Raw genomic sequence first — 25,361 nt, 5'->3', positions numbered from 1 at the left:
ATGAAACGCATTTGGCCGCTGGGTCTGATCGCGGCCGCCGCGATGGCGGCGGCGCCCGCTCATGCCGAGCAGGGCGACCTGCTGGTACGCCTGCGCGGCATCGTCGTCGCGCCCAATGAAAGCTCCGGCAGCATCGGGCCGAGCTTTCCGGGCGAGAAGGTGAAGGTGAACGATGCGGTGATGCCGGAGCTGGACTTCACCTACATGTTTACCAAGCATGTCGGTGCCGAGCTCATCCTGGCGACGACCAAGCATCATGTCTCCGGGCGGTCGGGCACCACCGGATCGATCGGGCGGCTGGCGTCGAGCTGGGTGCTGCCGCCGACGCTGACCTTGCAGTATCATATCCTGCCCGACGGGCCGATCCGGCCCTATGTCGGTGCGGGCGTGAACTACACCATCTTCTATTCGGAAAAGGCCTCCGGCGCGCTGGAAGATGCGGTCGGCAAGTCCAAGGTCGGGCTCAAGGACAGCGTCGGCTATGCGCTACAGGCGGGTGTCGACGTGCCGGTCGGCAAGCGGACCTTCGTCAATTTCGATGTCAAATATATCGACATCCGCACCAAGGCGACGATCGATACGGCTGCACTCGGCACGGAGCGTGTGCGCGTCCACCTCGATCCGCTCGTCTTCGGCATGGGCTTCGGCATGCGGTTCTGAGGCGGATCCGGTCCGCGGGACGTGACCCCGCGGACCGGCGATCAGGCAGAAGCCAGTCGCCGCAGCCCGGCCCGGTCGCGCACGGCGAGCCGCCGGCCGCCTGGCAAGGCGATGACGCCCGCATCTTTGAACCGGGTCATCGCGCGGCTCACCGTCTCGATGGCGAGGCCGAGGAGGTCGCCCATCTGCTGGCGGCTGAGCGGCAGCATGATCTCCCTGCCGCTCGCGCCGCCCAGCCGGTCGGCCATTTCGACCAGCAGGCTCGCCACACGCTCGGTGGCAGTCATCCGGCCGAGCAGCAGCATCCAGCGGCGCGCGCGGTCCAGCTCGTCCAATGTGCGGCGGAGCAAGGCCTGCTGGATGCCGGGGTGCTCTTCGGCGAAGCCGTCGAACGCGCCGCGGCGGAACACGCAGATGCTGGCGTCGGTCAGCGCCGTCACGGTCTGCTGGCTGTCCCGGCCGAAGGGGCGGCCGATGAAATCGGACGGGAAGACGATGCCGACGATCTGCTCGCGCCCGTCGCTCGTCATCGTCGACAGCTTGAACATGCCCTCCAGTACATTGCCGACGAGGACCGATTCGTCGCTTTCCCACAAGAGTGTCTGGCCGCGGCGGACATGCACCCGACGCCCGAGCCGATGCAGCTCGGCCAGCGCCGCGCCATCGAGCGAGCAGCAGATCGCGCGGGCACGCACGCCGCAGGATTCGCAGCCGTGCGTGCTATCCGCTGTTTCGTCCGCATCCCGTGTCGTGCCGGCAGTTTCGAACATCGATCACCCCCATCTGATGCGGGAAACGCCCCGCTCGCAAGGGGCCTGATCGGCGTTCCGCGGCCGGCCCTCTATCCGCAGATGTACGGATGGCACGCGAGGGGGGCGTCCTTCAGCCCAGGCGGAAGAGCCGTCGATACTCGGTCAGTACATCGGCATCCTCGATCGTGGGCGGGGTCGCCACATCCTTGCCATTGGCGAGCGAGCGCAGCACGGCACGCAGGATCTTCCCGGAACGCGTCTTGGGCAAGGCTCGCACCACGTGCACCTCGCGCAACGCCGCCACCGCACCCAGTTCGGCCCTGACGCGCGCGACGATCGCATCGGGCAGCGCGCCGTCCGCCTCGATCCCTGCCTTGGTGACGGCGAATGCGACCGGCACCATGCCCTTCAGTGCATCGTCCACGCCGATCACCGCGCATTCCGCGATCTCCGGCTGGCTCGCTACGATCTGTTCCATCTGGCCGGTCGAGAGCCGGTGGCCGGCGACGTTGATGATGTCGTCGGTCCGGCCCATGATGTTCACGAAGCCGTCGCCATCGACATGGCCTGCATCGCCGGTCTCATAATAGCCGTCGAAGGTGGCGAAGGATTTTGCATAGCCGGCCGGGTTGTTCCACAGGCTGCGATAGCAGCCGGGCGGCAGCGGCGTCTTCAGCACGACATGGCCCGTGTCGCCGGCCGGCACCGGCGTGCCCTCGTCGGAGAGGATATCGAAAACATATCCCGGCACGGGAAAGCCGGCGCTGCCGCGACGGCGGCGTGTGTCGCCGAGCCCAAAACAGGTGGCCGCCGCCGGCCAGCCGAGCTCGGTCTGCCACCAATGGTCGATCACCGGCAGACCCGTCACCGCCTCGGCCCAGGCCAGCGTGTCCGGATCGGCCCGCTCCCCGGCCAGGAAGACGGCGCGCAAGTTGCCGGTGCCGATGGCCTTGAGATGCCGGGCGTCGGGATCCTCCTTGCGGATCGCGCGCATCGCCGTCGGCGCGGTGAAGAAGATTTCCACGCCGTGGCGCGCTATGGTGCGCCAGTAGGTCCCGGCATCGGGCGTGCCGACGGGCTTGCCTTCGAACAGGATGGTCGTCGCGCCCGCGATCAGCGGCCCGTAGACGATATAGCTGTGCCCGACGACCCAGCCGACGTCGGATGCCGCCCAGAACACGTCGCCCGGCCGGATGCCGTAGATGTGCCGCATGCTCCAGGTCAGCGCGACGGCGTGGCCGCCATTGTCGCGAACAACGCCCTTGGGCGTGCCCGTCGTTCCCGACGTGTAGAGGATGTACAGCGGATCCTCGGCCGCCACCGGCACGCAGGACACGGGCTCGGAATCGGCGAGCAGCTTGGACCAGTCGAGATCGCGCGGCGCGGTGAGCTCGGCGGCGAGCATCGGCCGCTGCATCACCACGACATGCTCGACGGCATGGGCGGCGAGGGCCAGCGCCTGATCGACCAGCGGCTTGTAGGCAATCTGCCGGCTGCCCTCGATGCCGCAGGAGGCGGTCAGTAGCAGGCGCGGCCGGGCATCGTCGATGCGCTTGGCGAGCTCGGGCGGAGCGAAGCCGCCGAAGACCACCGAATGGATCGCGCCCAGCCGTGCGCAGGCGAGCATGGCGAACGCCGTTTCGGGGATCATCGGCATGTAGAGGACGACGCGATCGCCTTTGCCCACGCCGAGCCGCTCCAGCATGCCGGCGGTAGCGCTCACCTGGTCGAGCAGCTCGACATAGCTGTAATGACGGATCGTGCCCGTGACCGGACTGTCGTAGATCAACGCCGTCTGGCCGCCACGACCGGCGGCGACATGGCGGTCGACCGCATTGTAGCAGCTGTTCAGCGTCGCGCCGGCGAACCAGCCCGATCGATCGGACCAGGCCGTGCGCGGCGGCGCGATCCAGTCGATCGCCTTCGCCGCGTCGAGCCAGAAGCTCTCGGCATCCACGATGCTGCGCTCGTAGGTTGCGCGATACCGTTCCGACATCATCCTCCCCATCCGGTGCCGGCCATATCGCAAACGGTCGGCTGCCGCCGCGCGAGCTCCTAACGGATTGGCACAGTGCTGACCATCCGTCAGGCGCCTCTGTCCGTCAGAACCGGGCTTCGAGCAGCACCAGGGTCGGATCGCCCTCGACGGGCCGGGCGGCAAAGCCCATTTCCCGTTCCAGCTCGATCGCCGAATGATTGTCGCGGCTCTCGATCGACTGGAGCACGCGGATGCCGCGCCGCTGCGCCGCACGCGCGACATGATCGAGCAGCGTCCAACCGATGCCCAGCGCCTTGCGGTCGGCACGCACGGAGATCGCGACCTCGGCGCTCGTCATGCTGCGGTCGCACGCCAGCATCGCGGTGGCGACGGGCAGGGCGTCCCCCTCTTCGAAGGCGACGAAGGTTTCGGTCTGCCAATGGTCGCATTCCGTCATCGGCGCGAGCTGACTGTGGCCGACATGATCGGTTGCAGTGAGGAAACGGAAGCGCCGATCGTCCGCCGAGACGGACTCGAAGAATCGCGCGAGCAGAGGCTCGTCGGATGGTTCGGCTGGCCGGACGCGGATAGCGATCCCGGTTCTGGTCTTCAGGGTCTGCGGCTCTGCGGAAAGCATGTGCACCGTCCTTGAGGGATTAGGTCCGGGTTGGACCGTGGTGCGCACTTAGCGGGGCAAGGCGGACTGCAGCCATCCGTACTGTCCCGTAATCGCCGTCCGGTCACGCGCCGCCGCGATGTGCGTCGTCGACGCTCACCCAAAGCAGCGTGCCGATGAACAGGGTGCCTGCGGTCAGGATCAGGTCGACGAAATGGGTGCCGATGAAGCTCAACATGGTCTGTCTCCGGTCGTCTGGAACCGGAGCAAATCTAGCTGCCATATGGTGGGACACTTTGACCGGGGTCAAAATCCGCGAACCTGTGCGATCGTCTATATGCGCCGGTGCTCGGCAGCTGCGCCGCCTGTCGTCGACTGTCGCGATAGATTTGCGGTAGCGATCCAAGCGGGCGTCTTTGGAGACCCCTGGAATGTTGCGGCTTGCCTTCGCATCGTCCGCTAGGTTTCGCCGTAGGTCGCCGGCGAAAAGCGGGCGCCGAACGTGCCGCCTTTCCGACGACATTGCTCTGATCGAACTGGCGGGTTCTGCTAAACCATTGAAAAGGTTGGTGACCCCTACGGGAATCGAACCCGTGTTTCAGCCGTGAAAGGGCCGCGTCCTAGACCGCTAGACGAAGGGGCCGTCACCGGCGTGGGGGGCGCTTAAGGCAGGTGGGCGGTGGGGTCAACCCCATCGCGGCGGCAAATGTCGGGAAGTTCAATCCGCCCAGGCGGCATCCTCCAGATGCAGCTCGGCGGCGGGACGGCTGCCCCAGTCGTCGATCCGCGCGCGGCCCGCGACCCACAGGCGGCGGCCGCTCCCTGCGCCGAGCAGCGCCTGGCCGAGCAGCGTGTCGGCCTGGCGGAAGGCGATCGTCTTGATCGAGCGGCCGTCGTCGCCGGAGACGATCGCGCGGACATGGCCGTTGCCGACGATGTCCGCCTTGACGATGCGCACCGGACCGGCGGCGACGCGCGGGGCCGGCCAGCCGGCGCCATAGGGGCCACCCGCTTCCAGCGCCTCGACCAGCGCCGGGCCGATACCGCCAGGGGCGACCACCGCGTCGAGCAGCAGCGCGCGATCATCGCGCGCGCGGGCGACGTCGTTCGCAAGGTGCGCGTCGAGGAATTCGCCAAAGGCATCGACACGGTCGCTGGCGACGGTCAGCCCCGCCGCCATGGCATGGCCGCCACCGGCGACGAGCAGACCGCTGTCCTTGGCGGCGAGCACCGCGGCGCCGAGATCGACACCGCCGATCGAGCGGCCGGATCCCTTGCCCGTGCCCTCGCCATCATCGGCGATCACGATCGCCGGCCGGCCGAGCTTTTCCTTGAGGCGGCCCGCGACGATGCCGATCACGCCGGGATGCCAGTTGCGCCCCGAGACGACGATGACGGCGCGATTATCCTGGCTGCGCGCGGCATCTTCGGCCTGCTCCTGCACCAGTGCCTCGATGGCGCGGCGCTCCTCGTTGAGCCGGTCGAGCTCGGCGGCGATCGCCTGCGCCTCGGCGCGATCCTCGGTGGTGAGCAGGCGCACGCCGAGATCGGACTTGCCTACCCGCCCGCCGGCATTGATCCGCGGCCCCAAGGCGAAGCCGAGATCGGTGCAGGTCGGCGCACGATCGAGCCGCGAGGCCTCGATCAGCGCGGCGAGACCGATGTTGCGCCGATTGGCCATCACCTTGAGGCCCTGCGCCACGAAGGCGCGGTTGAGGCCGCGCAGCTGGGCGACATCGGCCACCGTGCCGAGCGCGACGAGATCGAGCAGGTCGAGCAGCCGGGGCTCGGGTCGCGCGGCGAACCAGCCGCGCCCGCGCAAAGTCCGCAGCAAGGCGGCGCCGAGCAGGAAGGCGACGCCGACCGCGGCGAGATGGCCATGCGCCGCGCCGTCCCCCTCGTCGAGCCGGTTCGGATTGACCAGCGCGAGCGCGCGGGGGAGGGCGCTCGCGCATTTGTGATGATCGACGACGATCACGTCGACGCCGGCGGCATTGGCCATCTCCAGCGCCTCGAAAGCCTGCGCGCCGCAATCGACGGTGACGATCAGCCGCGCGCCGCCAGCCGCGATGCGCACCAGCGCCTCGCCCGAGGGACCATAGCCCTCCATCAGCCGATCGGGGATATAGGCGGCGGGATTGCTGCCCAGTGCGCGGAGCAGCCGGATCAGCAGCGCGGCGGAGGTCGCGCCGTCTACGTCGTAATCGCCGAAGATGGTCACCGGCTCGCCGCGCATGACCGCATCGGCCATGCGTTCGGCAGCGACATCCATGTCGCGGAAGATGGATGGGTCGGGCATGAAACCGCGGATGCTCGGCAGGCGATGCGCTTCGATCGCCTCGCGCGTGACGCCGCGGGCGAGCAGCAGTGAGGCGACGAGATCGTCGGGCTGGAAATCGGGATCGCGCCCGTCGGTCTCCGTGCCGCGCCAGCGCCAGGGCTGGCCGAGGATCGATCGCGAGATGTTGAGCGCGGAGGGTGCAGGCATCGCCGGACGCTAGCGGATCGCCCGGTGCTTGGGAATCGCCTGTGCGACGATCAGCCTCGCACGAGGTGCATCAGCAGGCCGAGCGCCAAGCCTAGCATGGTGAGGCCGACGAGCAGATCGAGCACGCGCCATGCCATTGGCCGTGCGAACAGCGGAGTGAGCAGCCGTGCGCCATAGCCGAGGCTGGTGAACCAGATCACGCTCGCGCTCGCCGCACCGGCGATGAAGATCGGCTGGGTGCCCGCCGCCTGCGAGGAGCCGACCGTGCCCATCAGCAGCACGGTGTCCAGATAGACATGCGGATTGAGCAGGGTGAATCCCGCCGCGCGGCCCAGCGTCGCGCCGAGCGGCATCGCGGCCGCCTGGTCCGAGAGGATCATCGCGTCGGGCTGGGTGGCGCGGCGCAACGCGGTCGCGCCGTACCAGGCCAGGAAGGACGCGCCGCCGAGCGAGAGGATCAGCGCGAGGCCGGGCACGAGGCGCAGCACCATGCCGAGCCCGGTGACGCCCGCCGTGATCAGCAGCGCGTCGCAGGCCGCGCAGAACAGGACGATCGGGCCGACATGCTCTCGGCGCAGGCCCTGCCGCAGGACGAACATATTCTGTGCCCCGATGGCGACGATCAGGGCGGCGGAGAGGGCGAAGCCCCGGGCAAAGGCGGATGGGTCGATCATGGTGAAAGCGCCGCTGCCATGGCGGCGGATCATCAGGCCAGCTTATTTTCCTAAACGTGATGAAGTATGACTAATCCTATGCTCGACTATCCTGCCCTTGCGGCCGTCACCGCCATCCTTCGCGAAGGGAGTTTCGAACGGGCGGCCACCGCGCTCGGCGTCACGCCCTCTGCGGTGTCGCAACGGGTGCGTGCGCTGGAAGAGCGGCTGGGCGCGGTCCTGATCGTGCGCGGCCATCCTTGCGCGCCGACGGCGATCGGCGCGCAGCTCTGCGCCCATGTCGAGCATGTGGCGTTGCTCGAGAGTGAGCTGGCCGCGCGCCTGCCGGAGCTTGCGGGAGCGCATGGCGCATCGGCGACGACGATCCGCATCGCCGTGAACGGCGACAGCCTGACGAGCTGGTTCCCGCCGGCTGCCGCTGCCTTCGCGGAGGAAACCGGCGCGCTGCTCGACCTTGTGCTCGATGACGAGAAGCTGACGGCGGAGCGGCTGCGCTCGGGCGACGTGTTCGCGGCGATCACGGCCGATGCTTCGCCGGTCCAGGGCTGCCGCATCCTGGCGCTGGGGTCGCTGCGCTATGTGGCGGCGGCGAGCCCGGATTTCGCGCGCCGCCATTTCGCCGAAGGCGTGACCGCCGAGACGTTGACGCATGCGCCGGTGCTGCGTTTCGATCGCAACGACATACTCCAATCGCAATGGGTGCGGGGAAGCCTGGGAATCGAGCTTGCCGCGCCGATCCACTGGATCCCCTCGACTCAGGGTTTTCTCGATATGGCGATAGCCGGGCTGGGTTGGGGCCTGCATCCCCTGGTCATCGCCCAGCCGCATCTCGATGCCGGCCGCCTCGTCGAGCTGATGCCGGGCAAGCAGGTGGATATGCCGCTTTACTGGCAATATTCGCGGCTCGGCGCCAAGCTGTTGGAACGGCTGAGCGCCACCGTGTCGCGGGTGGCGAGACAGACGCTGGTGAAAGGCGGGTAGCGATTCGGACCGTCCGATCCGGAGGGGCCTCAGTTCGAGCTCAGCGTGTGAAGCGCTCGGCTTGACTGGTCTGCGCGTTGCTTCGTCGACCGGACTTCACCATAAGACGGCATGATAAAGAAGTCCGGCCCCAGCCCTCGGCCTGTCCGGCGTATCCAGGCGAACGTCCTGGCCTCGTCGGAGCGTCGCCTCCTGACATGGTTATGCGCGCGAATGCCGGCGTGGGTGACGCCGGACAGCCTGACGGCCTGCGGGATGGCGGGGGCCATGGCGGTGTTCGCCGGCTATTGGGCGAGCCAAGCCGATGCGTCGTGGCTGTGGCTGTCTATCCTCGGCTATGTGGTCCAGTGGTTCGGCGATTCCATGGACGGCAGCCTGGCACGATATCGTGCGATCGAGCGGCCCCAATATGGATATTTCATCGATCACAGCTGTGATGGTATCGCGACGATCCTCATCCTTGCCGGAATTGGGCTGAGTCCCTTCGTGCGGCTGGACGTCGCGCTGTTCGCTCTGGCCGGCTATCTGCTCCTCTCGATCCATGCCTATCTGTCGGCGCGGGTCTCCGGTGAGTTCAAGCTTTCCTACCTGGCTGCCGGACCCACCGAGCTGCGTCTGCTGCTGATCGGTCTGACCCTCGCGATGCTGCGTCTCGGATCGGCTCCGGGAGCCTTCGGGGCGATTTCCGGCTTCGATCTGCTGGTCGGCGCCGTGGGCTCGATCCTCGTCCTTCTGTTCATGATCCAGACGTTCGTGACTGCTCGCCGGCTTGCGTCGCTCGGCGAGTAGACGGCGCATTGCCGTCGCGGGCTGATAGCCGGGCGGCAACGCTCATGCCGACCCGATCCCGGTTCCGGTTCACTCCCGCTCGGCGCGAACGGCCTTGTTTGGCGTGATTGTTCCGCGGATCGTCGCCGCCTGCGCTGATCCGGGGGACGTCGGGACGGTGCCGGTCGGAGCCGCCGGCAAAGCGCTGGCGACGATCGAATCGAGCGAGGAGCCGTCGAAGCCAAGCTCCTTCATCAGCCCGTCGATCACCGGCGCCTGGGCGCGGTATCGCAGGGCCGCGGCGACGGCGGAGTTGGCGAGATTCTGCTCGCTGCCGTTCGGCACGACGCCGGCATCGCCCTGGCTTCCGCCGGTCAGGCCGTCGACCTGGACGATCTTGATCGAATCGATCGATTCCAGCGGCTTGGAGGCCTCGCGGATGATCTCCGGCAGCACCTTCAGCAATTCCAGCTTCGCCTGCAGCGAGATCTGGTCGGAGGAGAGCAGGTTGGCGGCCTCGTTCACCGCGCGCTGGCCCGCCGCTTCCACCTCGAAGCGGACGCGCGCCGCCTCGGCGCGCAGCTTTTCGGCCTCGGCTTCGCCCTCTGCCGCGGCGCGCAGGGCGGCGGCGCGGTCGGATGCGGCCTGCTTTTCGGCCTCGGCCTGCACCTTGATGCCGATCGCCTGGCGCTCGGCCTCCTTGGAGGCCTCGATCAGCTCGATCCGCTTGGCGCGCTCGGCCACCTCGGTCTCGCGCGCGGTGACCACCTGCTCCTCGGCGGCGACGGAGGCGGCGCGGGCCTTGTCGGCCTCGGCCTTGGCCTGGCTTTCCTCCCGGCTCTTATTCTGCACCGCGATCTGCTGTTCCTGCCGGGCGATCTCCAGCGCCTGGGCCTGAGCGATCTTCGCCTGCTGCACGGCGCGGTCGGCCTCGATCTGGGCGGCGTCGGTCTGCTGCTTGGCGGTGATCTGCGCCTGATCGGCCTCGCGCTGCCGCTCGGACGCCTGGCGCGACAGCTCGGAGGCCTGCTCGGCGCGGCGCATGCCGACCTCGCGCTCCTGTTCCAGCCGAGCGAACTCCGCGTCGCGCGAGATCAGCAGGGACTGGCGTTGCGCTTCCAGATTCTTGGCCTCGATCTGCACGCGGGTATCCTGCTCGATATCGTTGCGCGCTTTCTTGCGCAGCTCGATCTGCTCGGTGAGCTTGGTCAGGCCCTCGGCATCGAAGGCGTTGTTCGCGTTGAAATGCTCGATCGAGGTCTGGTCGAGGCCGGTCAGCGACACCGATTCCAGTTCGAGCCCGTTCATCGCGAGATCGGCGGACGAGACTTGCTGCACCTTCTGTACGAAATCCGAACGCTGCTCGTGCAGCTGGTTCATCGTCATGCCGGCCGCGACCGAGCGCAGCGCGTCGACGAACTTGCCCTCGACCAGCTCCTTCAGATGCTCCGATTGCATGGTGCGCATGCCGAGCGTCTGGGCGGCCATCGCGATCGCCTCGCGATCGGGGCGGACGCGCACGTAGAATTCGGCCTTCACGTCGATGCGGAGCCGATCGAGCGTGATCAGCGCGTCCGAATTCTTGCGCTCCACCGCCAGGCGCACCGTGTTCATGTTGACCGGCATCGTCTCGTGGAAGACGGGCAGGACGAGCGCGCCGCCGTTCATCACCACCTTCTCGCCGCCGAAGCCGGTGCGCACGAACGCGATCTCCTTGGTGGCGCGATGATAAAGGCGCGCCAATATCATGCCGAGGATGACCAGCGCGACGATCGCGGCGCCGGGCAGCAGCACATAGGGGCTGGTGATGCTGTCGAGGATGCCGCCCGAGGGGGCGGCCGTCTGGGGCAGGTTGCTCATCGCGCTATCCAGTTCGAGAAAGGCGGGCGGTCGCTCGAGATCGCCCGGAAGACATGGCCCTCGCGGCGGACGAGCAATATCTCGTCCCCCTCGGCGAAGGCGGCGGCGGGATCGTCCGGCTCGACCATCACATAATGGCTCTGGCCGTGGAAATCGCGCACCCGCGCCTTGGCGGGCGATCCCTGGGTGGCGCGGCCGACGGTGATCTGCGCATGCAGGCCGACGAGCTGACCGATGTCGATCGCGGTCGTCTCGTCGCGCGGCATCACCCGGGCGAGGAGGCGTGCGGCGAGACCGGTGACGGGGAGCGCTGCGACGCCGGCGGCAGGCGCGGCGATCAGCGCGGGCAACAGCCGGCCGAGATGGTCGAGCGCGAGCTGCTGGCCGATGAGGCCGATGATCCCGAAACAGGCGAGAAAGACGACGAGCAGCATCAGCAAGGGCAGTTTGCCGAAGCCCAGCCAGCCGAGCCAGTCGCCATCCGTGTCGACGTGAAAATCGTGGCCGAGCGAACCGACGCCAAGGCCGATTGCCTCGACCGCGCCGATGAGCAACATGATGACCAGAGCCACGACGAAGGCGAGATTCTCCCCCGCCCCCAGAAATTCCAGCACTCGATTCTCCCCTGTCAGGGGCGAAGACTATCCGGTCGAGAGGGGATTAGGCAATTCAAACCGGACCGGATCGGATAGAGTTGGCGGCGTGCATCGCAGCGGGCCAAACGGAGCCGACGCAAGGGGGCATGCGCCGGCTCCTGACCGCGCGCGGTGTCTGATCGCATCGCGGCTTGGCGAGAACTGATGAGGTTCGATCGAGGGCGCAATTACCAGAAAGGGGGTGCACTCCCGTAGAGGTAGGCGGCGATAGGTGCTGCGTGCTGCGCTGCGCACTACGTGGATTTACCCGGTTTCGTGTTGGATGTGCAGCACCGCAACGGATGCAGTGCCCGAATTGATGCGATTGCGCTATTTGCAATGGTGTGGGCGAGCCCGATGCTCTCGGCGGTGTAAGCTTGGCAGTGTCTCTGGTCGGGTTCATGGAAGTTGATGGACGACTACCCCTGTGAGCCGGGGCTTTGATCGGAATCGCCGATGGGCATGGCGGCCGATGCAGCCTGATCGAGCAGTTCGTTCACGTGGCGGAGCTTGTCGGGATTGCGCATCACATAGATTCCGACGACCTCGCCATCCTCGATTTCCAGCGCTGTGGTCTGGATCTCGCCATCGAACTCGCGCGTTACGAAGCCGGGCAGGCCGTTGATGAGGCCGACGCGGATCAGGGTCGAGCCATATTTGCCGAACAGTACCGCCAGCCCCTTGTGAACCTTCATCACCGAGGAGCGGCCGAAAATTGGCTGCGGAGCGGCAGGGCGCTTGCCGCCGCCATCCGAATGGAGGCTGACATCCGCGGCGAGCATCGCGCCGAGCGTGCTCATATCGCCGCTGCGCGATGCAGCGAAAAAGGCTTCGGCGATGGCGAGGCCGCGTTGCCGTTCGATCCGGAAACGTGGACGCGCCTCGCGGACATGGGTGCGGGCGCGGGCGGCGAGCTGGCGGCAGGCGGCGGCATCGCGCCGGATCGTCGCCGCCACTTCGTCGAAGGCGAGGCCGAACACGTCGTGCAGCAGGAAGGCGGCCCGCTCCAGCGGCGAAAGCCGTTCCAGCGCCAGCATCAGCGGAAGGGTCACGTCCTCGTCCGCATCCTCCTCGTCCGTCTCGACGATCGGATCGGGCAGCCAGGGGCCGATATAGGTTTCGCGCTGATGGCGCGCGGATTTGAGTTGATCGAGGCAGAGCCGCGTCACCGTGCGGCGCAGGAAAGCCTCGGGCTCGCGCACCGCGGCGCGATCGGCCTTCATCCATCGGATGAAGGCCTCCTGCACCGCATCCTCGGCATCCGCGACCGAACCGAGCATGCGATAGGCGACACGGATGAGACGGGGACGCAACGGATCGAAGGACGCCGCTGCGTCTGCGGTCTCCCGCGCCGCCCTCGCCATCAGGCGGCCGCCTTCTGCGCTGACTTGGCCGCTGCGGGTTCGATCCACAGCCCGAAGCCCACGGCGAGACGATTCCAGCCATTGATGATGTTGATCATCAGGCTGAGCTTCACCTGCTCCTCCTCGGTGAAATGGGCGTTCAGCGCGTCATAGGCGCTTTCCCGTTCGGCCGCATGGCCATGGCTTTCCGAGAGTCGCGTCAATGCTTCGGTCCAGCCCAGCGCGGCCCGTTCGCGATCCGTGTAGCAGGGCGCGTCGCGCCACGCGGAGAGAAGGTAGATGCGCTGCTCGGTCTCGCCTTTCGCCCGCGCCTCGGCGGTATGCATGTTGATGCAGTTGGCGCAGCCGTTGATCTGCGAGGCGCGGATCTTGACCAGTTCGACGAGGGCAGCGTCCAGGCTGGCGGCTATGGCCATCGATGTGCCCATCCAGCTTTTCATGAGCTGGGGCGCGGCGGCAAAAAGATCGAGCTTGGCAGTCATGGTCGGGCTCCTTTCATGAGTTCCGATGCCATGACGAGCAAGGCGTGATGCGTGTGACATGCGGCCGGAAAAAAGCCGTGCGTGCCGCTTCTCTCGCGACCGCTTGGGATGCCGATTGGTCCCGCGATTAGAGGAACGGGCGGGCGAGCACGAGTACGGCCACGAACAAGGTCGCAAGGCCGCACAGGAAGATGCGGTCCGCCCAGTCTTCGGCGCGGGAATTCTCCTCTTCCTTGCGGATCGACAGGTAGGAGAGGAGACAGCTGAGGCCGAAGCACACCGCAGCCGCCCAAGCGATCTCGTCGGCGATCGAGCGCTGCGACTGGTTGGTGATGTGTATGCCGGTGATGATCAGCAGGGCGATGCCGAGCAGATTCGACGCGGCGTTGAGGATATGGGAATTGCGGACCACGCTGCATCCGCTAGTCGGTCGAGGCTGAACCTCTGGCTAACCGGGCATCGCAAAGCCGTCTGGCGTGCATCGCGGCGAAGGACGGGGCGCCGCCGCCCCGCCCCCGCCGGATCAGCCGGGGTGGTGCTCGCCCTTAACCCAGCGCACCGTGCCGGTGCTGGCGCGCATGACCACGCTCTCGGTGGTGATGCAGCCGCCCTTGCGGCGCTTTACGCCTTCGAGCAGCGAGCCGTCGGTGACGCCGGTGGCGGCGAAGATGGCGTCGCCCTTCACCAGATCACGAAGATGATAGATGCGATCGAGATCGGTGACGCCCCAGCGCTTGGCACGGGCCTTCTCGTCGTCGTTGCGGAATAGCAGCCGGCCCTGGAACTGGCCGCCGACGCAGCTCAGCGCGGCCGCCGCAAGCACACCCTCAGGAGCGCCGCCCGAGCCCATGTAGATGTCCACCGTCGTATCCGGATCGGTGACTGCGATGACGCCGGCGACGTCGCCGTCCGGGATCAGCATGATGCCGCAGCCGATCTCGCGCAGCTCGGCGATCAGCTTTTCGTGGCGGGGGCGGTCCAGCACGCAGGCGATGATCTCATGGGGTTGCACACCCTTGGCCTTGGCGAGCGCCTTCACATTCTCGGTCGGCGTCTTGTCGAGACCGACGGTGCCTTCCTCATAGCCCGGGCCGATCGCCAGCTTGTCCATATAGACGTCCGGCGCGTTGAGCAGGCCGCCCTGCTCGGCGATGGCGAGCACCGCGAGCGCGTTGGGGCCGGCCTTGGCGGTGATGGTGGTGCCTTCCAGCGGATCGAGCGCAATGTCGATCTTGGGACCTTTGCCGGTGCCCACCTTCTCGCCGATGTACAGCATCGGCGCCTCGTCGCGCTCGCCTTCGCCGATCACCACCGTGCCATCGAATTCGAGTTCGTTGAAGGCGGCGCGCATTGCTTCGACGGCGGCATGGTCGGCCGCCTTTTCATTACCGCGGCCGATGAGGGTGGAAGCGGCGATGGCTGCAGCTTCGGTCACCCGGACCATCTCCAGAACGAGAACGCGATCGAGCGCCTTGCTTGCCTTCACCATGGATTGCCGTCCCCTTGCTAAGTCGAATGGGCGATAAGCGAGCGCCGTTACATTGTCGAGATCGTCCTGACGTTACGGTTTCACGCGTCGACGATATGCATCAGCATCGGTTTGGAGAGTATGCTTTGCGACCCGTCCAGCCGCTCCAGCGCATCGGTCACCGCGCGCTCCGGGCCTTCATGCGTCACCATCACCAGGATCACGCCGTCGGCCGAGGCGCCGCGCTGGATCATGCTCTCGATCGAGACGCCGGCGTCGCGCATAGCCGCGGTGATCTCGGCGAGGACGCCGGGGCGGTCGGCGACGGTAAAGCGCAGATAGGCGCGTCCGCGGCGCTGGCCGGCCTCAGCGGGTGGCAGCTGCGCGAGGCTGGCGACGGGCATGGCGAAGGCAGGCCCATATTCGCCGCGGGCAATGTCGATCAGGTCGGCGACCACCGCGCTGGCGGTCGGCCCCTCGCCGGCACCCCGCCCCTCGAAGAAGAGGCGGCCGACGAAATTGCCCTCGGCCACTACCGCGTTGAGCGAGCCCGAGACGTGGGCGAGCGGGTTGCCGAGCGGGACCAGGCAAGGGTGGACGCGCTGGAACAGTCCCTTGGAATTGGCCTCGCCGACGCCGACCAGGCGGACGCGATAGCCGAGCGCCTGCGCTTCGGCGATGTCCGCGGCGATGACGTGGCGGATGCCGGTGATCGCGACCCCGGCGAAGTTGACCTGGGTGCCGAAGGCGAGGCTGGCGAGGATCGAGAGCTTGTGCGCGGCGTCGATGCCGTCGATGTCGAAGCTGGGATCGGCTTCGGCATAGCCGAGCGCCTGCGCCTCGGCGAGCACCTCGGCGAAGTCGCGCCCCTCCTTCTCCATCGTGGTGAGGATGTAATTGCAGGTGCCGTTGAGGATGCCGTAGACGCGGCCGATCTCGTTGGCGGCCGCGCCTTCGCGCAGCCCCTTGATCACCGGGATGCCGCCGGCGACCGCGGCCTCATATTTCAGCGCGGCATCCGCATTTTCGGCAGCGGTGGCGAGCTCCAGCCCGTGATGCGCGATCATTGCCTTGTTGGCGGTGACGAACGCCTTGTTGGCGGCGAGCGTCGCGCGGGCGAGGACGAGGGCGGGGCCGTCCGCGCCGCCCATCAGCTCCACCACCACGTCGACATCGTCGCGCTGGGCGAGGGCGGTGGCGTCGTCCACCCAGTCGAAACGGGCGAGGTCGACGCCCCGGTCGCGCGTGCGGTCGCGGGCCGAGACGGCGATGATCTCGATCGGACGGCCGGCACGGCGCTCGATCAGCGCCCGGTTGGTGTCGAGAAGTTTCACCACTCCCGCGCCGACGGTGCCGAGCCCGGCGAGCGCGATGCGCAACGGCTGCGTCATTCCATTCCCCATATCATGCCGCCGCCTCCTAGCCAGCGGCCGGGCCGAGCGCCAGCCCTGTGGCGAATTACGCTTCACCCCGGGTGAGGCCGATCGTGCCGATTGCAATCATTGCATCTGTAACGGTTGTTTTTTGCCATCGATCGCCTGTTGCAATGCAACATTGCTTTCCCATATGCGCCTGCGACCGGTTGCCAAGAGATATGCGCCGGCAAGGTAACGGGATTTATGGTCAAGTCGCTTTTCGCTGCTGTTCTGCTTGCTTCCCTGCCGGTGGCCGCTTCGGCCGCACAGGCGCCGCGTGCCTATGTGGCGGACGGGGTCCGCTATATCGTGCAGCGCAGCGATCAGGGAGGGGCGGTGCTGCTGCGCGGCCGCAATATCGCGACGGGCGAGCAGTTCGACCTGACGGTGGCCGATGGCCGCATCTTCGGCACCTATGGCGGCCATCCGGTGGACGCCTATCCGGAAGAGGCGATGCGCATCGCTCAGTTCGGCCTGCGCTGATCAGGGCTGAGTCGGCCTGAACAGGGTCTGCTTGCCGAGCATCTCGTCGGTGGTCTTCTCCTGGGCATCGAGCCGGGCCTGAAGATCGGCGACCTTCACCTCCAGAGCCAGGATCTTCGCGTTCTGCGCACGCATCTGCGCGGCGATCTGATAATAGACCTGCTGGGCTGCGTCGTCATTCGCCTGCTTGCTGCCGTCGGACCCGCATCCGGCGGCCAGCAGCAGGGCGATGGGCGCACACCAGGATCTTGCATTCATCATGAACTCCCGAGCCGTTTACGCTTGCTTAGCCTGATCGCAGGATAAGGCGAGATGGTAGAATGCGCGCGATCACGGAGCCTATCGATGGATCATGCCGCTGATCTGTCCCGACCCGGCAGCGGATCGGGCAGTTCGCAGCCCCCGGAAATCCGCCGCGCGGCGCGCGCGGAGGTGCGTTTCGTCGCGAGCCTGCGCCGGCGGGGCGGCCGGGCGGGAGACGTCACCATCGTCGATATCTCGACGATCGGCTTTCGCGCCGAAACGGCCTCGGTGTTCCACACGGGCACGCAGCTCTGGCTCAAGCTGCCCGGCCTCGACGCGATCCTGACGCGCGTCGCCTGGACCAGCAACGTGCATATCGGCTGCGAATTCATGCAGCCGCTGCATATTGCGGTGTTCGACCGCATCGTGGCGATCGCGCACGCCCAGGCGGGCTGACCGTTCAGCCTGCCGGTGCGCAGGGCATCCGGCCCAGATACCCTAAACCTCCCAATAAGGCGGATCGCCGAAGCGCCGCTTCAGATGCTCGGCCAGCGCGCGCAGCTTCGCCGGCGGGCTGCGGCCGTGAGCATGGGCCATGTAGAGAAATTCCCCTTCGGGGCTGGCGTCCAGCGGCACTTCGACGAGATCGCCGCCGCGAATGGCCGGCCCGGCGACGAACGCGGGAAGCAGGGCGAGTCCCAGCCCGGCTATGGCGGCGTCGCGCATCATATCCCCGTTGTTCACGCCGAGCGCGAGCCTGGCGCGGACCAGCACCGGACCATCGGCGGTCTGGAACCGCCAGTCGGCAAGGCCGCGATTGGTGTAGAAGACGCCGCGATGCGCCTCCAGCTCGGCAATGCTGCGCGGCGTGCCGCTGCGTTCGAGATAGACGGGCGAGGCGACGAGCAGGCGCCGGCTGGCGGCGAGCGTCCAGACGATCAGGCGGCTGTCCGCGATCGGACCGTTGCGGATGATCGCGTCATAGCCGCCCGCCACGGCATCCACGCGGCGATCGTCCATATCCAGCGTCAGCTCGATCGCGGGATGTTCGGCGAGGAAGGGATAGAGGGCCGGCCCGAGATGGAGCCGGCCGAAGGTGACGGGTGCGGCGATGCGCAGCGGGCCGGACAGCGTGCCCCGGCGTTCGGCCAGCTCGGTCGTCGCCTGCTCGACCTCGTGACCGATCAGACGGGCGCGTTTCAGGAAGGTGGCGCCATCCTCGGTGAGGCTCAGCCGGCGCGTCGTACGGTGGAGCAGCGTGGTACCGAGCGCGCGCTCGAGCTCGGCCAGTCTTTCGCTGACGACCGATTTGGAAAGCCGCAGCCTGCGTGCCGCCTCGCTGATCGAACCGCCTTCTACCGTGGCGACGAAGGCGGCCACTCCCTCGAGCTTGAACATCGTTCGGTAAATCCGAAATATAATTCCCGAATTGGGTGACTAGCCCGAACGATCGAAAAGCACCATCCATTGCGCATCGAACGGCGATCGACGCCCTTCGCAAGCAAGGATCAGGATCATGGATCGTCTTCACAACAAGGTTGCGATCATCACTGGCGCCAGCGCCGGCATCGGCCGCGCGACAGCGCTTCTGTTCGCGCAGGAAGGGGCCAGCCTCGTCGTCGGCGCACGCCGCCAGGGCGAGCTCGACAGTCTCGTCGCCGAAATCGAGGCCGCGGGCGGCCGTGCCGTGGCGCTGGCAGGCGATGTGCGCTCGGAAGAGTATCAGCGCGCGCTGGTCGAGACCGCGGTGCGGCACTTCGGCACGCTCGACATCGCGTTCAACAATGCCGGTACGCTCGGCGAGGGCGGGCCGAGCAGCGAGGTTTCGGAAGCCGGCTTCAGCGATACGCTGGCGATCAACCTCACCGCATCCTTCCTCGGCGCCAAACACCAGATTGCGGAAATGGCGCGCCATGGCGGCGGCTCGGTGATCTTCACCTCGACCTTCGTCGGCTACAGCTTCTCCTTCCCGGGCGTCGCCGCCTACGCCGCGAGCAAGTCCGGCCTGATCGGCCTGACCCAGGCCCTGGCCGCCGAATATGGCGATCGCAATATCCGGGTGAACGCGATCCTGCCCGGCGCGGTCGACACCGACATGTATCGCGAAATGAACGACACCGCCGACAAGCAGGCGTTCATCACCGGCCTGCATGCGCTGAAGCGCGTCGCCCGGCCGGAGGAAGTGGCCCGTACCGTGCTCTATCTTGCGTCGGACGATGCGAGCTTCGTGACGGGCACGGCTTCGCTGATCGACGGTGGCGCCTCGATCACGCGCAGCTGAGGCTGATCGAGCACAGAAGACAGATGGAGTTGATTTGGAGCTTTCTTCTTCGTCATCCCAGCGGAAGCTCTCGCCCTTACAGCGCCTTTTCGCGCTCGATGAGGTCGGCCGGATCGAGCGCCAGGCGGCGCATATGGGCGGCGATGCGGGGCCAGTGGTCGCGCAGGAACACCTCCCGCTCGGCGGCGCGCAGCTTTTCGACCGCGCCGTCCGCCACGAACATGCCGACTCCGCGGCGCACGACGACCAGGCCGTCCTCCTGGAAGCTCTGATAGGCCTTGGCGACGGTCAGCGGATTGGCGCGATGCTCGGCGGCGAAGGCGCGGACAGACGGCAGCGGATCGCCGCTGCCGTAGCGGCCCTCCAGGATCGCGTAGGCGATTTCGTCGCGCAGGCGCAGATAGACGGGGCGGTCGTCGTTGATCATCAGGTGATATGCTGTCCTAATACAGCATGGCGCGTCAAGCAGGGATGCCTTTCCATGCGGAAACCGCAGCTTCATAGGCGGGGCGGGGCCGTTCTTCGAGCGCGCGGGAGGGCGAGCCGATGAAGATGAAGCCGGCGATTCGCTCGTCATGGCCGCCGAACGCGTCGCGCACCTGCGTCGAATAAGCCGCCCAGCCGGTCAGCCAGCTGGCGACGAAGCCGGACGCGTGGGCAGCATGGAGCAGGTTCATGCAGACCGCGCCTGCCGACAGCTCCTGCTCCCAGATCGGGATATGGCTGGCATGGGCGGGTTTCGAGAGGACGACGACGAGCGCCGGCGCCTGGCGGGCGAACTGGTCCATCGCCTCCAGCTCCAGCCGGCCGGCTCCGCGCTTCTCCTCGCGATAGGCATCCTGCAGCAGCGTCGAGAGCGCTTCGCGGTGGTCGGTGGCGACGGTGACGAGCCGCCAGGGCGCCAGCTTGCCGTGATCCGGGGTACGGATCGCGATCTCCAGCATGGCGCGCAGCTGCGCATCGTCCGGCCCGGGGGCGACCATGTCGCGCGGCTTGCCGGAGCGGCGGGAAGCGAGAAGGGCGAGCGGAGAGGAGATGTCGTTGAACATGCGCATCCGCTACCAGCCGGCGGGCCCGGCAACAATCGTCTTCACAGCGCCGAATTGGGCGCTAGTTTCGCGGTCATGACCGGCGGCCCGACAGCGGAGGCCGCCCCGCACCCTTCCGGAGCCTTTTCCCGACATGGAAACCCCGACCGCCGATTCTCCCATCGAGCCCGATATCAGCCATGTGAACCCTGCCGAGGGAAAGACATGGTTCGGCCACCCCGCCCAGCTCGCCCGTCTGTTCAGCACCGAAGCGATGGAGCGTTTCGGCTTCTATGGCATGCGCGCGCTGCTGACGCTGTATCTCACCAAGCATTTCGTGTTCAGCGACCGCGCGGCCACCGGCCTCTATGGCGGTTACACCGCGCTGGTCTATCTGACGCCGCTGATCGGCGGCTATCTCGCGGACCAATATCTGGGATCGAAACGTGCCGTGAAATTCGGCGCGATTCTGATGTCGCTCGGTTATTTCATCCTCTGTTTCCACGGCCCCACCGCCAAGCCGATCGCGACGATCGACGGGCAGCGCTACGAAGTTCAGGTGGAAACGGCCGGCGACGGTGCGGAGACCCAATATCTGGTCGACGGCGGCAAGCGCCTGCGCATCAAGGGCAATGACGACGGCAGCGTCTCGCTGATGGATGGCGCCCAGGTGGCGCGCAGCCTGCCCAAGGGCCATTTCGAACCGGGCGGCGAGCGCAGTCCCTTGTTCGTGACCGTGCTGCTGATCGGCCTGTGCCTGGTTTCCGTCGGCAACGGCTTCTTCAAGCCGAACATCTCGACGATGGTGGGGGAGCTCTACGCACCCGGGGACCGACGACGCGATACCGGCTTCACCATCTTCTATATGGGCATCAACCTCGGCTCGCTCTTCTCGCAGCTGCTATGCCCCTGGCTGGCCGTCGCGGTGGACTGGTGGGCGGGCTTCGGCCTGGCGGCCATCGGCATGCTGGTTTCGCTGCTGCTGATCCAGTTCGACGGTGGCCGGCTCTCGGGCTATGGCGAGCCGCCGCGGCGCGAAGGCGCGGACAAGGCGCCGCTCATCTACCTTTGCGCGCTGGCGGTCGTGCCGGTCTTCTATTTCCTCTACACCAACCTCATGAGCGCGCCCGAGCCGGCGCCGGGATCGGGCATCGTCGGCTATATCGTGTCGCTGCCGCTGATGGGCAAACTGCTGTTCGGTACCTTCCTCGTGGGCGTGCCGGGCATATTGATCTGGTCCTATGCCAAGGGCAGCGCCGTCGAGTTCCAGATGATGGTGGCGGCGATGGTGCTGATCGTGTTCAACGTGGTCTTCTGGACGCTGTTCGAGCAGGCGGGCTCCTCGCTCACCCTGTTCGCCGATCGCAACACCGATCTCTCCGTCTTCGGCCTGTTCAGCATCAGCGCGGGCCAGACGCAATTCTTCAACGCCGCCTTCATCGTGGCGCTGGCGCCGGTGATGAGCCTGTTGTGGAACGGTCTGGCGCGGCGCGGGATCGAGCCTTCGGTGCCGATCAAGTTCGCCATCGCGCTGATCCTGGTCGGCGCCGGCTTCCTGTTCCTCGTCTGGGGCGTGAGCATGGTCGGCCCCAGCTTCAAGGTCGCCATCTGGTGGCTGGCCGGCCTCTACCTGATCCATTCGGTCGCGGAGCTGTGCATCTCGCCGGTCGGTCTCTCGATGATCACCAAGCTGTCGATCGCGCGGATCGTGGGCATGATGATGGGCGTGTGGTTCCTCTCCATCTCGGTCGCGCAATATGTGGCGGGCGTGGTCGCGCAGGTGGCCAGCGTCGAGACGGTGGGCGGACAGGTGACCAACCTCAAGGTCAGCCTCGATACCTACGCCCAGGTCTTCCAGACGATCGGCCTGGTCGCGGCCGGGATCGGCGTCGTGCTGCTGGCGCTGTCGCCGTTGATCAAGCGCTGGATGCACGGGGTGCAATAGCTTTCTTATCCTCCCCGGAACGGGGAGGGGGACCATCAGAAGGATGGTGGAGGGGTTCACGCCGGCAACAGGCGATGCGCGTGCGGTGAGCGGAACCCCTCCCCCGCGCTACGCGCGGTCCCCCTCCCCCGTTGGGGGAGGATGAAGATTGGCAAGCTGGGCCCGTTCAGATTATCTTGATGCGGATCATCCTAAGAGCAGCCCCGGCAGCGGGCGGGAATCCAGCAAATGGCGAAGAAATATTTCGGGACGGACGGTATCCGCGGGCGTACCAACGACGAGCCGATGACCGCGGAGATCGCGATGCGCGTCGGCCAGGCGGCGGGCGCGCATTTCCGGCGGGGCGACCATCGCCACCGGGTGGTGATCGGCAAGGATACCCGCCTGTCCGGCTATATGATGGAGAGCGCGCTGACCGCCGGTTTCACCAGCGTCGGCATGGACGTGGTGCTGGTTGGCCCGATGCCGACGCCGGCGGTCGCCATGCTCACCCGATCGATGCGGGCGGACATGGGCGTGATGGTCTCGGCCAGCCACAATCCCTTTGCGGACAACGGCATCAAGCTGTTCGGCCCGGATGGCTACAAGCTGTCCGATGCGGACGAGGCGGCGATCGAGGCGGCGCTGGACCGTGCGCCGAAGCTCGTAGCCTCGGCGGACATCGGCCGGGCGCGGCGCGTTGAGGATGCCCGCGGGCGCTACATCCACGCCGCCAAATCGAGCTTTCCGGAGCATCTGCGGCTCGACGGGCTGCGCATCGTGGTCGATTGCGCCAACGGTGCGGCCTATCATGTCGCGCCTTCGGCGCTGTGGGAACTGGGCGGAGACGTGATCGCGCTCGGCGTCAATCCCAATGGCATCAACATCAACGACAAATGCGGTTCCACCGATCCCGAGGCGCTGCGCGCCAAGGTGCTGGAGACGCGCGCCGATATCGGCATCGCGCTGGACGGAGATGCCGACCGGCTGATCGTGGTCGACAATCTCGGCAAGGTGGTGGACGGCGACCAGCTGATGGCGCTGATCGGCAGCAGCCAGGCGCGGCAGGGGCTGCTGCGCGGCGGCGGCATCGTCGCCACGGTGATGTCCAATCTCGGCCTCGAACGCTTCCTCGGCGGGCAGGGGCTGACGCTGGAGCGAGCGGCGGTGGGCGATCGCTACGTGCTCGAAACGATGCGTAGCGGCGGCTATAATGTCGGCGGCGAACAGTCCGGCCACATCATCCTGGCCGATCATGCCACCACCGGCGACGGGCTGATCGCGGCGCTGCAGGTGCTTGCCGAGCTCGTCGAATCGGGCAAGCCTGCCAATGAGCTGCTGCACCTGTTCGATCCGCTGCCCCAGCTGCTCAAGAATGTCCGCTTCTCCGGCGGCAAGCCGTTGGAGGATGCGACCGTCAAGGCAGCGATCGCCGAGGGCGAGGCGCGGCTGAACGGAACCGGGCGTCTGTTGATCCGCAAGTCCGGCACCGAGCCGCTGATCCGGGTGATGGCGGAGGGCGAGGACGACGCGCTGGTCGAGCAGGTGGTCGACAGCATCTGCGACGCGGTTCGCCGGGCGGCGTGAGGACGCCGCGCATCCTGATCGTCGCGGGATCCGATTCCGGCGGCGGCGCGGGTATCCAGGCCGACATCAAGACGGTCAGCACGCTGGGCGGCCATGCGATGACCGCGATCACTGCGATCACCGCGCAGAACACGCTGGGCGTGACCGCAGTGCATCCGGTGCCGACGGCGATGGTGATCGCGCAGATGGACGCGGTGATCGACGATATCGGCGTCGATGCGGTGAAGATCGGCATGATCGGATCGGCGGCGACGTCCGAGGCGCTGGCCGACCGGCTGGAGCGGCTGCGCGACGTGCCGATCGTGCTCGATCCGGTGATGGTGGCGACGAGCGGCGCGACCCTGGCCGACGGGGCAATCATCGCTGCCTTCGCACGGCTGATGGACATCGCGACGGTGGCGACGCCCAATGCGCCGGAACTCGCGGCGCTGACCGGCCTTGCGGTCGGCGGCCCGGCGGAGGCGGTGGCGGCGGCCCGCCTGCTGGTCGATCGCCATGGCTGTTCGGTGCTCGCCAAGGGCGGCCATTTCGAGGGCGCGCTGGTCGACAGCCTGGTCGATTTCCAGGGAAAGCTGTTCGACTGGACGGACGAGCGCATCGAGAGCCGCTCGACCCACGGGACCGGCTGCACCCTGGCGAGCGGCATCGCGGTCGGCCTCGCCGAGGGATTGCTGATGGACGAGGCGGTCGGCCGCGCCCGCGCCTTCGTGCGCGCGGCGATGATGGCGGCGCCGGGGCTCGGCGCTGGACACGGGCCGATGGGCCAGGGGCTGGTGCGCGCGCGTCCAAGCCATTAGGTCACGACGACATGAGACAGGCTATCTCGTCATGCCGGCGGACCCTGGCATCGCTTGAAGACGCGGCCGCGCGACATTCGAGAGTGACTCCAGCTTCCGCTGGAGTGACGATGTGGAAGCCGGTGGACTTGTGCAGGCATCCCGCTCTCGGCGGGGTGACGAGAAAGGCTGATGTCGACACATTCTGACGGATCCTCCGTGATCGGACCCACTTTCGACCTGGAACATCCCCACCCGCTTCCCGTGGTGGGCGTCGACGAGGCGGGGCGCGGTCCGCTCGCCGGGCCGGTGGTGGCCGCGGCCGTGGTGCTCGACCGCGCCTATGTGCCGGACGGGATCAACGATTCGAAGAAGCTGAGCGCGGTTCGGCGCGCGGCGCTGTGTGGCGAGATCCGGCAGGTCGCGCGGGTGGGCGTCGGCATCGCGACCGTCGAGGAGATCGATACGATCAATATCCTCCATGCGACGATGCTGGCCATGCATCGCGCGGTGGATGCGCTGGGCATCGATCCGGGCATGGTGCTGGTCGACGGCAACCGGCTGCCGCGCTGGCGCTATCGCGCGACCGCGATCGTCAGCGGCGATGCGCTCTGCCTGTCGATCGCCGCCGCCTCGATCATCGCGAAGGAAGAGCGCGACCGCATGATGGCGGACTATGACGCGCTCCATCCCGGCTATGGCTGGGCCCGGAACAAGGGCTATGGCACCGCCGACCATCGCGAGGCGCTGGACAGGCTCGGCCCGACCCCGCTCCACCGCCGCAGCTTCGCGCCGGTGGCGATGAAGCTGTTGTAGGGGGACGGCCGAGATCCGTTTGGGCTGAACTCGTCGAGACGGCCGGCTGAAGCTCAGCGCCTCCCTTCCGCCTTCCGGCGAT

Annotated in this window: 26 protein-coding genes and 1 tRNA gene; 10 read left to right on the top strand and 17 right to left on the bottom strand. The window is 67.2% G+C overall.

Features of this window, described 5'->3' with window-relative positions; translation table 11 throughout:
• Positions 1-660 carry an OmpW/AlkL family protein gene (locus GQY20_RS06595; RefSeq protein ID WP_157216284.1) on the top strand — a complete coding sequence of 220 codons (660 nt, stop codon included), beginning with the start codon at positions 1-3 and terminating at the stop codon, positions 658-660.
• Positions 661-701: 41 nt separating this feature from the next.
• On the opposite strand, the gene GQY20_RS06590 is transcribed toward GQY20_RS06595, so the two are convergent.
• From GQY20_RS06590 to GQY20_RS06565, 6 genes are all read right to left on the bottom strand, one after another.
• Positions 702-1,430 carry a Crp/Fnr family transcriptional regulator gene (locus GQY20_RS06590; RefSeq protein WP_157216283.1) on the bottom strand — a complete coding sequence of 243 codons (729 nt, stop codon included), beginning with the start codon at positions 1,428-1,430 and terminating at the stop codon, positions 702-704.
• Positions 1,431-1,542: 112 nt separating this feature from the next.
• Positions 1,543-3,408: an AMP-binding protein gene (locus tag GQY20_RS06585; protein ID WP_157216783.1), complete on the bottom strand. Its 1,866-nt coding sequence runs from the start codon at positions 3,406-3,408 to the stop codon at positions 1,543-1,545.
• A 106-nt stretch (positions 3,409-3,514) separates the two neighbouring features.
• Entirely contained in the window at positions 3,515-4,027 is a 513-nt protein-coding gene (locus GQY20_RS06580; RefSeq protein ID WP_157216282.1) for a GNAT family N-acetyltransferase, read from the bottom strand.
• Positions 4,028-4,573: 546 nt separating this feature from the next.
• A tRNA-Glu gene (locus GQY20_RS06575) sits at positions 4,574-4,649 on the bottom strand.
• Positions 4,650-4,724: 75 nt separating this feature from the next.
• Positions 4,725-6,494, bottom strand: a complete 1,770-nt coding sequence (recJ, locus tag GQY20_RS06570) for a single-stranded-DNA-specific exonuclease RecJ (protein ID WP_157216281.1) — start codon at positions 6,492-6,494, stop codon at positions 4,725-4,727.
• Positions 6,495-6,544: 50 nt separating this feature from the next.
• Complete coding sequence (locus tag GQY20_RS06565; RefSeq protein WP_232475919.1) at positions 6,545-7,201, bottom strand: LysE/ArgO family amino acid transporter; 657 nt, start codon at positions 7,199-7,201, stop codon at positions 6,545-6,547.
• A gap of 45 nt (positions 7,202-7,246) precedes the next feature.
• On the opposite strand from GQY20_RS06565, the gene GQY20_RS06560 reads away from it, so the two are divergent.
• Together GQY20_RS06560 and GQY20_RS06555 are read left to right on the top strand one after the other, a co-directional pair.
• A complete protein-coding gene (locus GQY20_RS06560) occupies positions 7,247-8,149 on the top strand; it encodes a LysR family transcriptional regulator ArgP (protein WP_157216280.1) in 903 nt (300 codons plus the stop codon).
• 111 nt (positions 8,150-8,260) lie between these two features.
• The gene (locus tag GQY20_RS06555) at positions 8,261-8,938 is read left to right on the top strand and encodes a CDP-alcohol phosphatidyltransferase family protein (RefSeq protein ID WP_157216279.1); all 678 of its coding nucleotides are present in this window, start codon (positions 8,261-8,263) and stop codon (positions 8,936-8,938) included.
• 69 nt (positions 8,939-9,007) lie between these two features.
• On the opposite strand, the gene GQY20_RS06550 is transcribed toward GQY20_RS06555, so the two are convergent.
• The 7 genes from GQY20_RS06550 to GQY20_RS06520 form a co-directional block, all read right to left on the bottom strand.
• Complete coding sequence (locus tag GQY20_RS06550; RefSeq protein WP_157216278.1) at positions 9,008-10,777, bottom strand: flotillin family protein; 1,770 nt, start codon at positions 10,775-10,777, stop codon at positions 9,008-9,010.
• Complete coding sequence (locus tag GQY20_RS06545) at positions 10,774-11,391, bottom strand: YqiJ family protein (RefSeq protein WP_157216277.1); 618 nt, start codon at positions 11,389-11,391, stop codon at positions 10,774-10,776. Before GQY20_RS06545 ends, GQY20_RS06550 begins: the two co-directional genes overlap by 4 nt.
• A 440-nt stretch (positions 11,392-11,831) precedes the next feature.
• Positions 11,832-12,776, bottom strand: coding sequence for a sigma-70 family RNA polymerase sigma factor (locus GQY20_RS06540; protein ID WP_157216276.1), 945 nt, complete (start codon positions 12,774-12,776; stop codon positions 11,832-11,834).
• A complete protein-coding gene (locus GQY20_RS06535) occupies positions 12,776-13,258 on the bottom strand; it encodes a carboxymuconolactone decarboxylase family protein (RefSeq protein ID WP_157216275.1) in 483 nt (160 codons plus the stop codon). Before GQY20_RS06535 ends, GQY20_RS06540 begins: the two co-directional genes overlap by 1 nt.
• Before the next feature lie 127 nt (positions 13,259-13,385).
• On the bottom strand, positions 13,386-13,670 hold the full coding sequence (locus tag GQY20_RS06530) for a hypothetical protein (RefSeq protein ID WP_157216274.1): 285 nt from the start codon (positions 13,668-13,670) through the stop codon (positions 13,386-13,388).
• Positions 13,671-13,781: 111 nt separating this feature from the next.
• Positions 13,782-14,747: a class II fructose-bisphosphatase gene (gene glpX, locus GQY20_RS06525; RefSeq protein WP_157216273.1), complete on the bottom strand. Its 966-nt coding sequence runs from the start codon at positions 14,745-14,747 to the stop codon at positions 13,782-13,784.
• Between the two features lie 80 nt (positions 14,748-14,827).
• On the bottom strand, positions 14,828-16,117 hold the full coding sequence (locus GQY20_RS06520) for a homoserine dehydrogenase (protein ID WP_157216272.1): 1,290 nt from the start codon (positions 16,115-16,117) through the stop codon (positions 14,828-14,830).
• Between the two features lie 228 nt (positions 16,118-16,345).
• Here GQY20_RS06520 and GQY20_RS06515 point away from each other — a divergent pair, with 228 nt between their 5' ends.
• Positions 16,346-16,624 carry a hypothetical protein gene (locus GQY20_RS06515; RefSeq protein ID WP_157216271.1) on the top strand — a complete coding sequence of 93 codons (279 nt, stop codon included), beginning with the start codon at positions 16,346-16,348 and terminating at the stop codon, positions 16,622-16,624.
• Here GQY20_RS06515 and GQY20_RS06510 read toward each other — a convergent pair whose 3' ends face one another.
• A complete protein-coding gene (locus tag GQY20_RS06510; RefSeq protein WP_198350857.1) occupies positions 16,625-16,882 on the bottom strand; it encodes a hypothetical protein in 258 nt (85 codons plus the stop codon). It lies immediately after the preceding gene.
• 87 nt (positions 16,883-16,969) lie between these two features.
• Here GQY20_RS06510 and GQY20_RS06505 point away from each other — a divergent pair, with 87 nt between their 5' ends.
• Entirely contained in the window at positions 16,970-17,323 is a 354-nt protein-coding gene (locus tag GQY20_RS06505) for a pilus assembly protein PilZ (RefSeq protein ID WP_157216269.1), read from the top strand.
• Positions 17,324-17,365: 42 nt separating this feature from the next.
• On the opposite strand, the gene GQY20_RS06500 is transcribed toward GQY20_RS06505, so the two are convergent.
• Positions 17,366-18,265: a LysR family transcriptional regulator gene (locus GQY20_RS06500; protein ID WP_157216268.1), complete on the bottom strand. Its 900-nt coding sequence runs from the start codon at positions 18,263-18,265 to the stop codon at positions 17,366-17,368.
• A gap of 118 nt (positions 18,266-18,383) precedes the next feature.
• On the opposite strand from GQY20_RS06500, the gene GQY20_RS06495 reads away from it, so the two are divergent.
• Positions 18,384-19,148, top strand: a complete 765-nt coding sequence (locus GQY20_RS06495; protein ID WP_157216267.1) for an SDR family oxidoreductase — start codon at positions 18,384-18,386, stop codon at positions 19,146-19,148.
• Between the two features lie 76 nt (positions 19,149-19,224).
• Here the strand turns inward: GQY20_RS06495 and GQY20_RS06490 are convergent, their stop codons facing one another.
• A complete protein-coding gene (locus GQY20_RS06490) occupies positions 19,225-19,575 on the bottom strand; it encodes a GntR family transcriptional regulator (RefSeq protein ID WP_157216266.1) in 351 nt (116 codons plus the stop codon).
• Positions 19,576-19,609: 34 nt separating this feature from the next.
• On the bottom strand, positions 19,610-20,197 hold the full coding sequence (locus GQY20_RS06485; protein WP_157216265.1) for a nitroreductase family protein: 588 nt from the start codon (positions 20,195-20,197) through the stop codon (positions 19,610-19,612).
• A 133-nt stretch (positions 20,198-20,330) separates the two neighbouring features.
• Between GQY20_RS06485 and GQY20_RS06480 the strand changes: the two genes are divergently transcribed.
• The 4 genes from GQY20_RS06480 to GQY20_RS06465 all read left to right on the top strand — a co-directional run bounded on the left by GQY20_RS06480 (position 20,331) and on the right by GQY20_RS06465 (position 25,279).
• Complete coding sequence (locus GQY20_RS06480; RefSeq protein WP_157216264.1) at positions 20,331-22,121, top strand: peptide MFS transporter; 1,791 nt, start codon at positions 20,331-20,333, stop codon at positions 22,119-22,121.
• A 228-nt stretch (positions 22,122-22,349) separates the two neighbouring features.
• Positions 22,350-23,687 (top strand): phosphoglucosamine mutase, encoded by a 1,338-nt coding sequence (gene glmM, locus GQY20_RS06475; protein ID WP_157216263.1) that lies wholly within the window; start codon positions 22,350-22,352, stop codon positions 23,685-23,687.
• The gene (gene thiD / locus GQY20_RS06470; protein WP_157216262.1) at positions 23,684-24,484 is read left to right on the top strand and encodes a bifunctional hydroxymethylpyrimidine kinase/phosphomethylpyrimidine kinase; all 801 of its coding nucleotides are present in this window, start codon (positions 23,684-23,686) and stop codon (positions 24,482-24,484) included. The genes glmM and thiD overlap by 4 nt, the downstream gene beginning before the upstream one ends.
• A gap of 171 nt (positions 24,485-24,655) precedes the next feature.
• On the top strand, positions 24,656-25,279 hold the full coding sequence (locus tag GQY20_RS06465) for a ribonuclease HII (RefSeq protein WP_157216261.1): 624 nt from the start codon (positions 24,656-24,658) through the stop codon (positions 25,277-25,279).
• Positions 25,280-25,361 lie beyond the last annotated feature (82 nt).

This window comes from Flavisphingomonas formosensis (assembly GCF_009755815.1).
Lineage (GTDB): Bacteria > Pseudomonadota > Alphaproteobacteria > Sphingomonadales > Sphingomonadaceae > Flavisphingomonas > Flavisphingomonas formosensis.
This window is presented reverse-complemented; position numbering and strand designations above follow the sequence as displayed.

What these genes read in the sequence shown, in the direction of transcription:
- GQY20_RS06585 (WP_157216783.1), bottom strand. Translation starts at nt 3,408, where the DNA reads ATGTCGGAACGGTATCGCGCAACCTACGAGCGCAGCATCGTGGATGCC.
- GQY20_RS06550 (WP_157216278.1), bottom strand. Translation starts at nt 10,777, where the DNA reads ATGAGCAACCTGCCCCAGACGGCCGCCCCCTCGGGCGGCATCCTCGAC.
- recJ (WP_157216281.1), bottom strand. Translation starts at nt 6,494, where the DNA reads ATGCCTGCACCCTCCGCGCTCAACATCTCGCGATCGATCCTCGGCCAG.
- GQY20_RS06565 (WP_232475919.1), bottom strand. Translation starts at nt 7,201, where the DNA reads ATGATCCGCCGCCATGGCAGCGGCGCTTTCACCATGATCGACCCATCC.
- GQY20_RS06485 (WP_157216265.1), bottom strand. Translation starts at nt 20,197, where the DNA reads ATGTTCAACGACATCTCCTCTCCGCTCGCCCTTCTCGCTTCCCGCCGC.
- GQY20_RS06555 (WP_157216279.1), top strand. Translation starts at nt 8,261, where the DNA reads ATGATAAAGAAGTCCGGCCCCAGCCCTCGGCCTGTCCGGCGTATCCAG.
- GQY20_RS06510 (WP_198350857.1), bottom strand. Translation starts at nt 16,882, where the DNA reads ATGAATGCAAGATCCTGGTGTGCGCCCATCGCCCTGCTGCTGGCCGCC.
- GQY20_RS06540 (WP_157216276.1), bottom strand. Translation starts at nt 12,776, where the DNA reads ATGGCGAGGGCGGCGCGGGAGACCGCAGACGCAGCGGCGTCCTTCGAT.
- glpX (WP_157216273.1), bottom strand. Translation starts at nt 14,747, where the DNA reads ATGGTGAAGGCAAGCAAGGCGCTCGATCGCGTTCTCGTTCTGGAGATG.
- GQY20_RS06590 (WP_157216283.1), bottom strand. Translation starts at nt 1,430, where the DNA reads ATGTTCGAAACTGCCGGCACGACACGGGATGCGGACGAAACAGCGGAT.
- GQY20_RS06490 (WP_157216266.1), bottom strand. Translation starts at nt 19,575, where the DNA reads ATGATCAACGACGACCGCCCCGTCTATCTGCGCCTGCGCGACGAAATC.
- GQY20_RS06520 (WP_157216272.1), bottom strand. Translation starts at nt 16,117, where the DNA reads ATGACGCAGCCGTTGCGCATCGCGCTCGCCGGGCTCGGCACCGTCGGC.
- GQY20_RS06535 (WP_157216275.1), bottom strand. Translation starts at nt 13,258, where the DNA reads ATGACTGCCAAGCTCGATCTTTTTGCCGCCGCGCCCCAGCTCATGAAA.
- GQY20_RS06500 (WP_157216268.1), bottom strand. Translation starts at nt 18,265, where the DNA reads ATGTTCAAGCTCGAGGGAGTGGCCGCCTTCGTCGCCACGGTAGAAGGC.
- GQY20_RS06495 (WP_157216267.1), top strand. Translation starts at nt 18,384, where the DNA reads ATGGATCGTCTTCACAACAAGGTTGCGATCATCACTGGCGCCAGCGCC.
- glmM (WP_157216263.1), top strand. Translation starts at nt 22,350, where the DNA reads ATGGCGAAGAAATATTTCGGGACGGACGGTATCCGCGGGCGTACCAAC.
- GQY20_RS06465 (WP_157216261.1), top strand. Translation starts at nt 24,656, where the DNA reads ATGTCGACACATTCTGACGGATCCTCCGTGATCGGACCCACTTTCGAC.
- GQY20_RS06505 (WP_157216269.1), top strand. Translation starts at nt 16,970, where the DNA reads ATGGATCATGCCGCTGATCTGTCCCGACCCGGCAGCGGATCGGGCAGT.
- GQY20_RS06595 (WP_157216284.1), top strand. Translation starts at nt 1, where the DNA reads ATGAAACGCATTTGGCCGCTGGGTCTGATCGCGGCCGCCGCGATGGCG.
- GQY20_RS06480 (WP_157216264.1), top strand. Translation starts at nt 20,331, where the DNA reads ATGGAAACCCCGACCGCCGATTCTCCCATCGAGCCCGATATCAGCCAT.
- GQY20_RS06560 (WP_157216280.1), top strand. Translation starts at nt 7,247, where the DNA reads ATGCTCGACTATCCTGCCCTTGCGGCCGTCACCGCCATCCTTCGCGAA.
- GQY20_RS06580 (WP_157216282.1), bottom strand. Translation starts at nt 4,027, where the DNA reads ATGCTTTCCGCAGAGCCGCAGACCCTGAAGACCAGAACCGGGATCGCT.
- GQY20_RS06515 (WP_157216271.1), top strand. Translation starts at nt 16,346, where the DNA reads ATGGTCAAGTCGCTTTTCGCTGCTGTTCTGCTTGCTTCCCTGCCGGTG.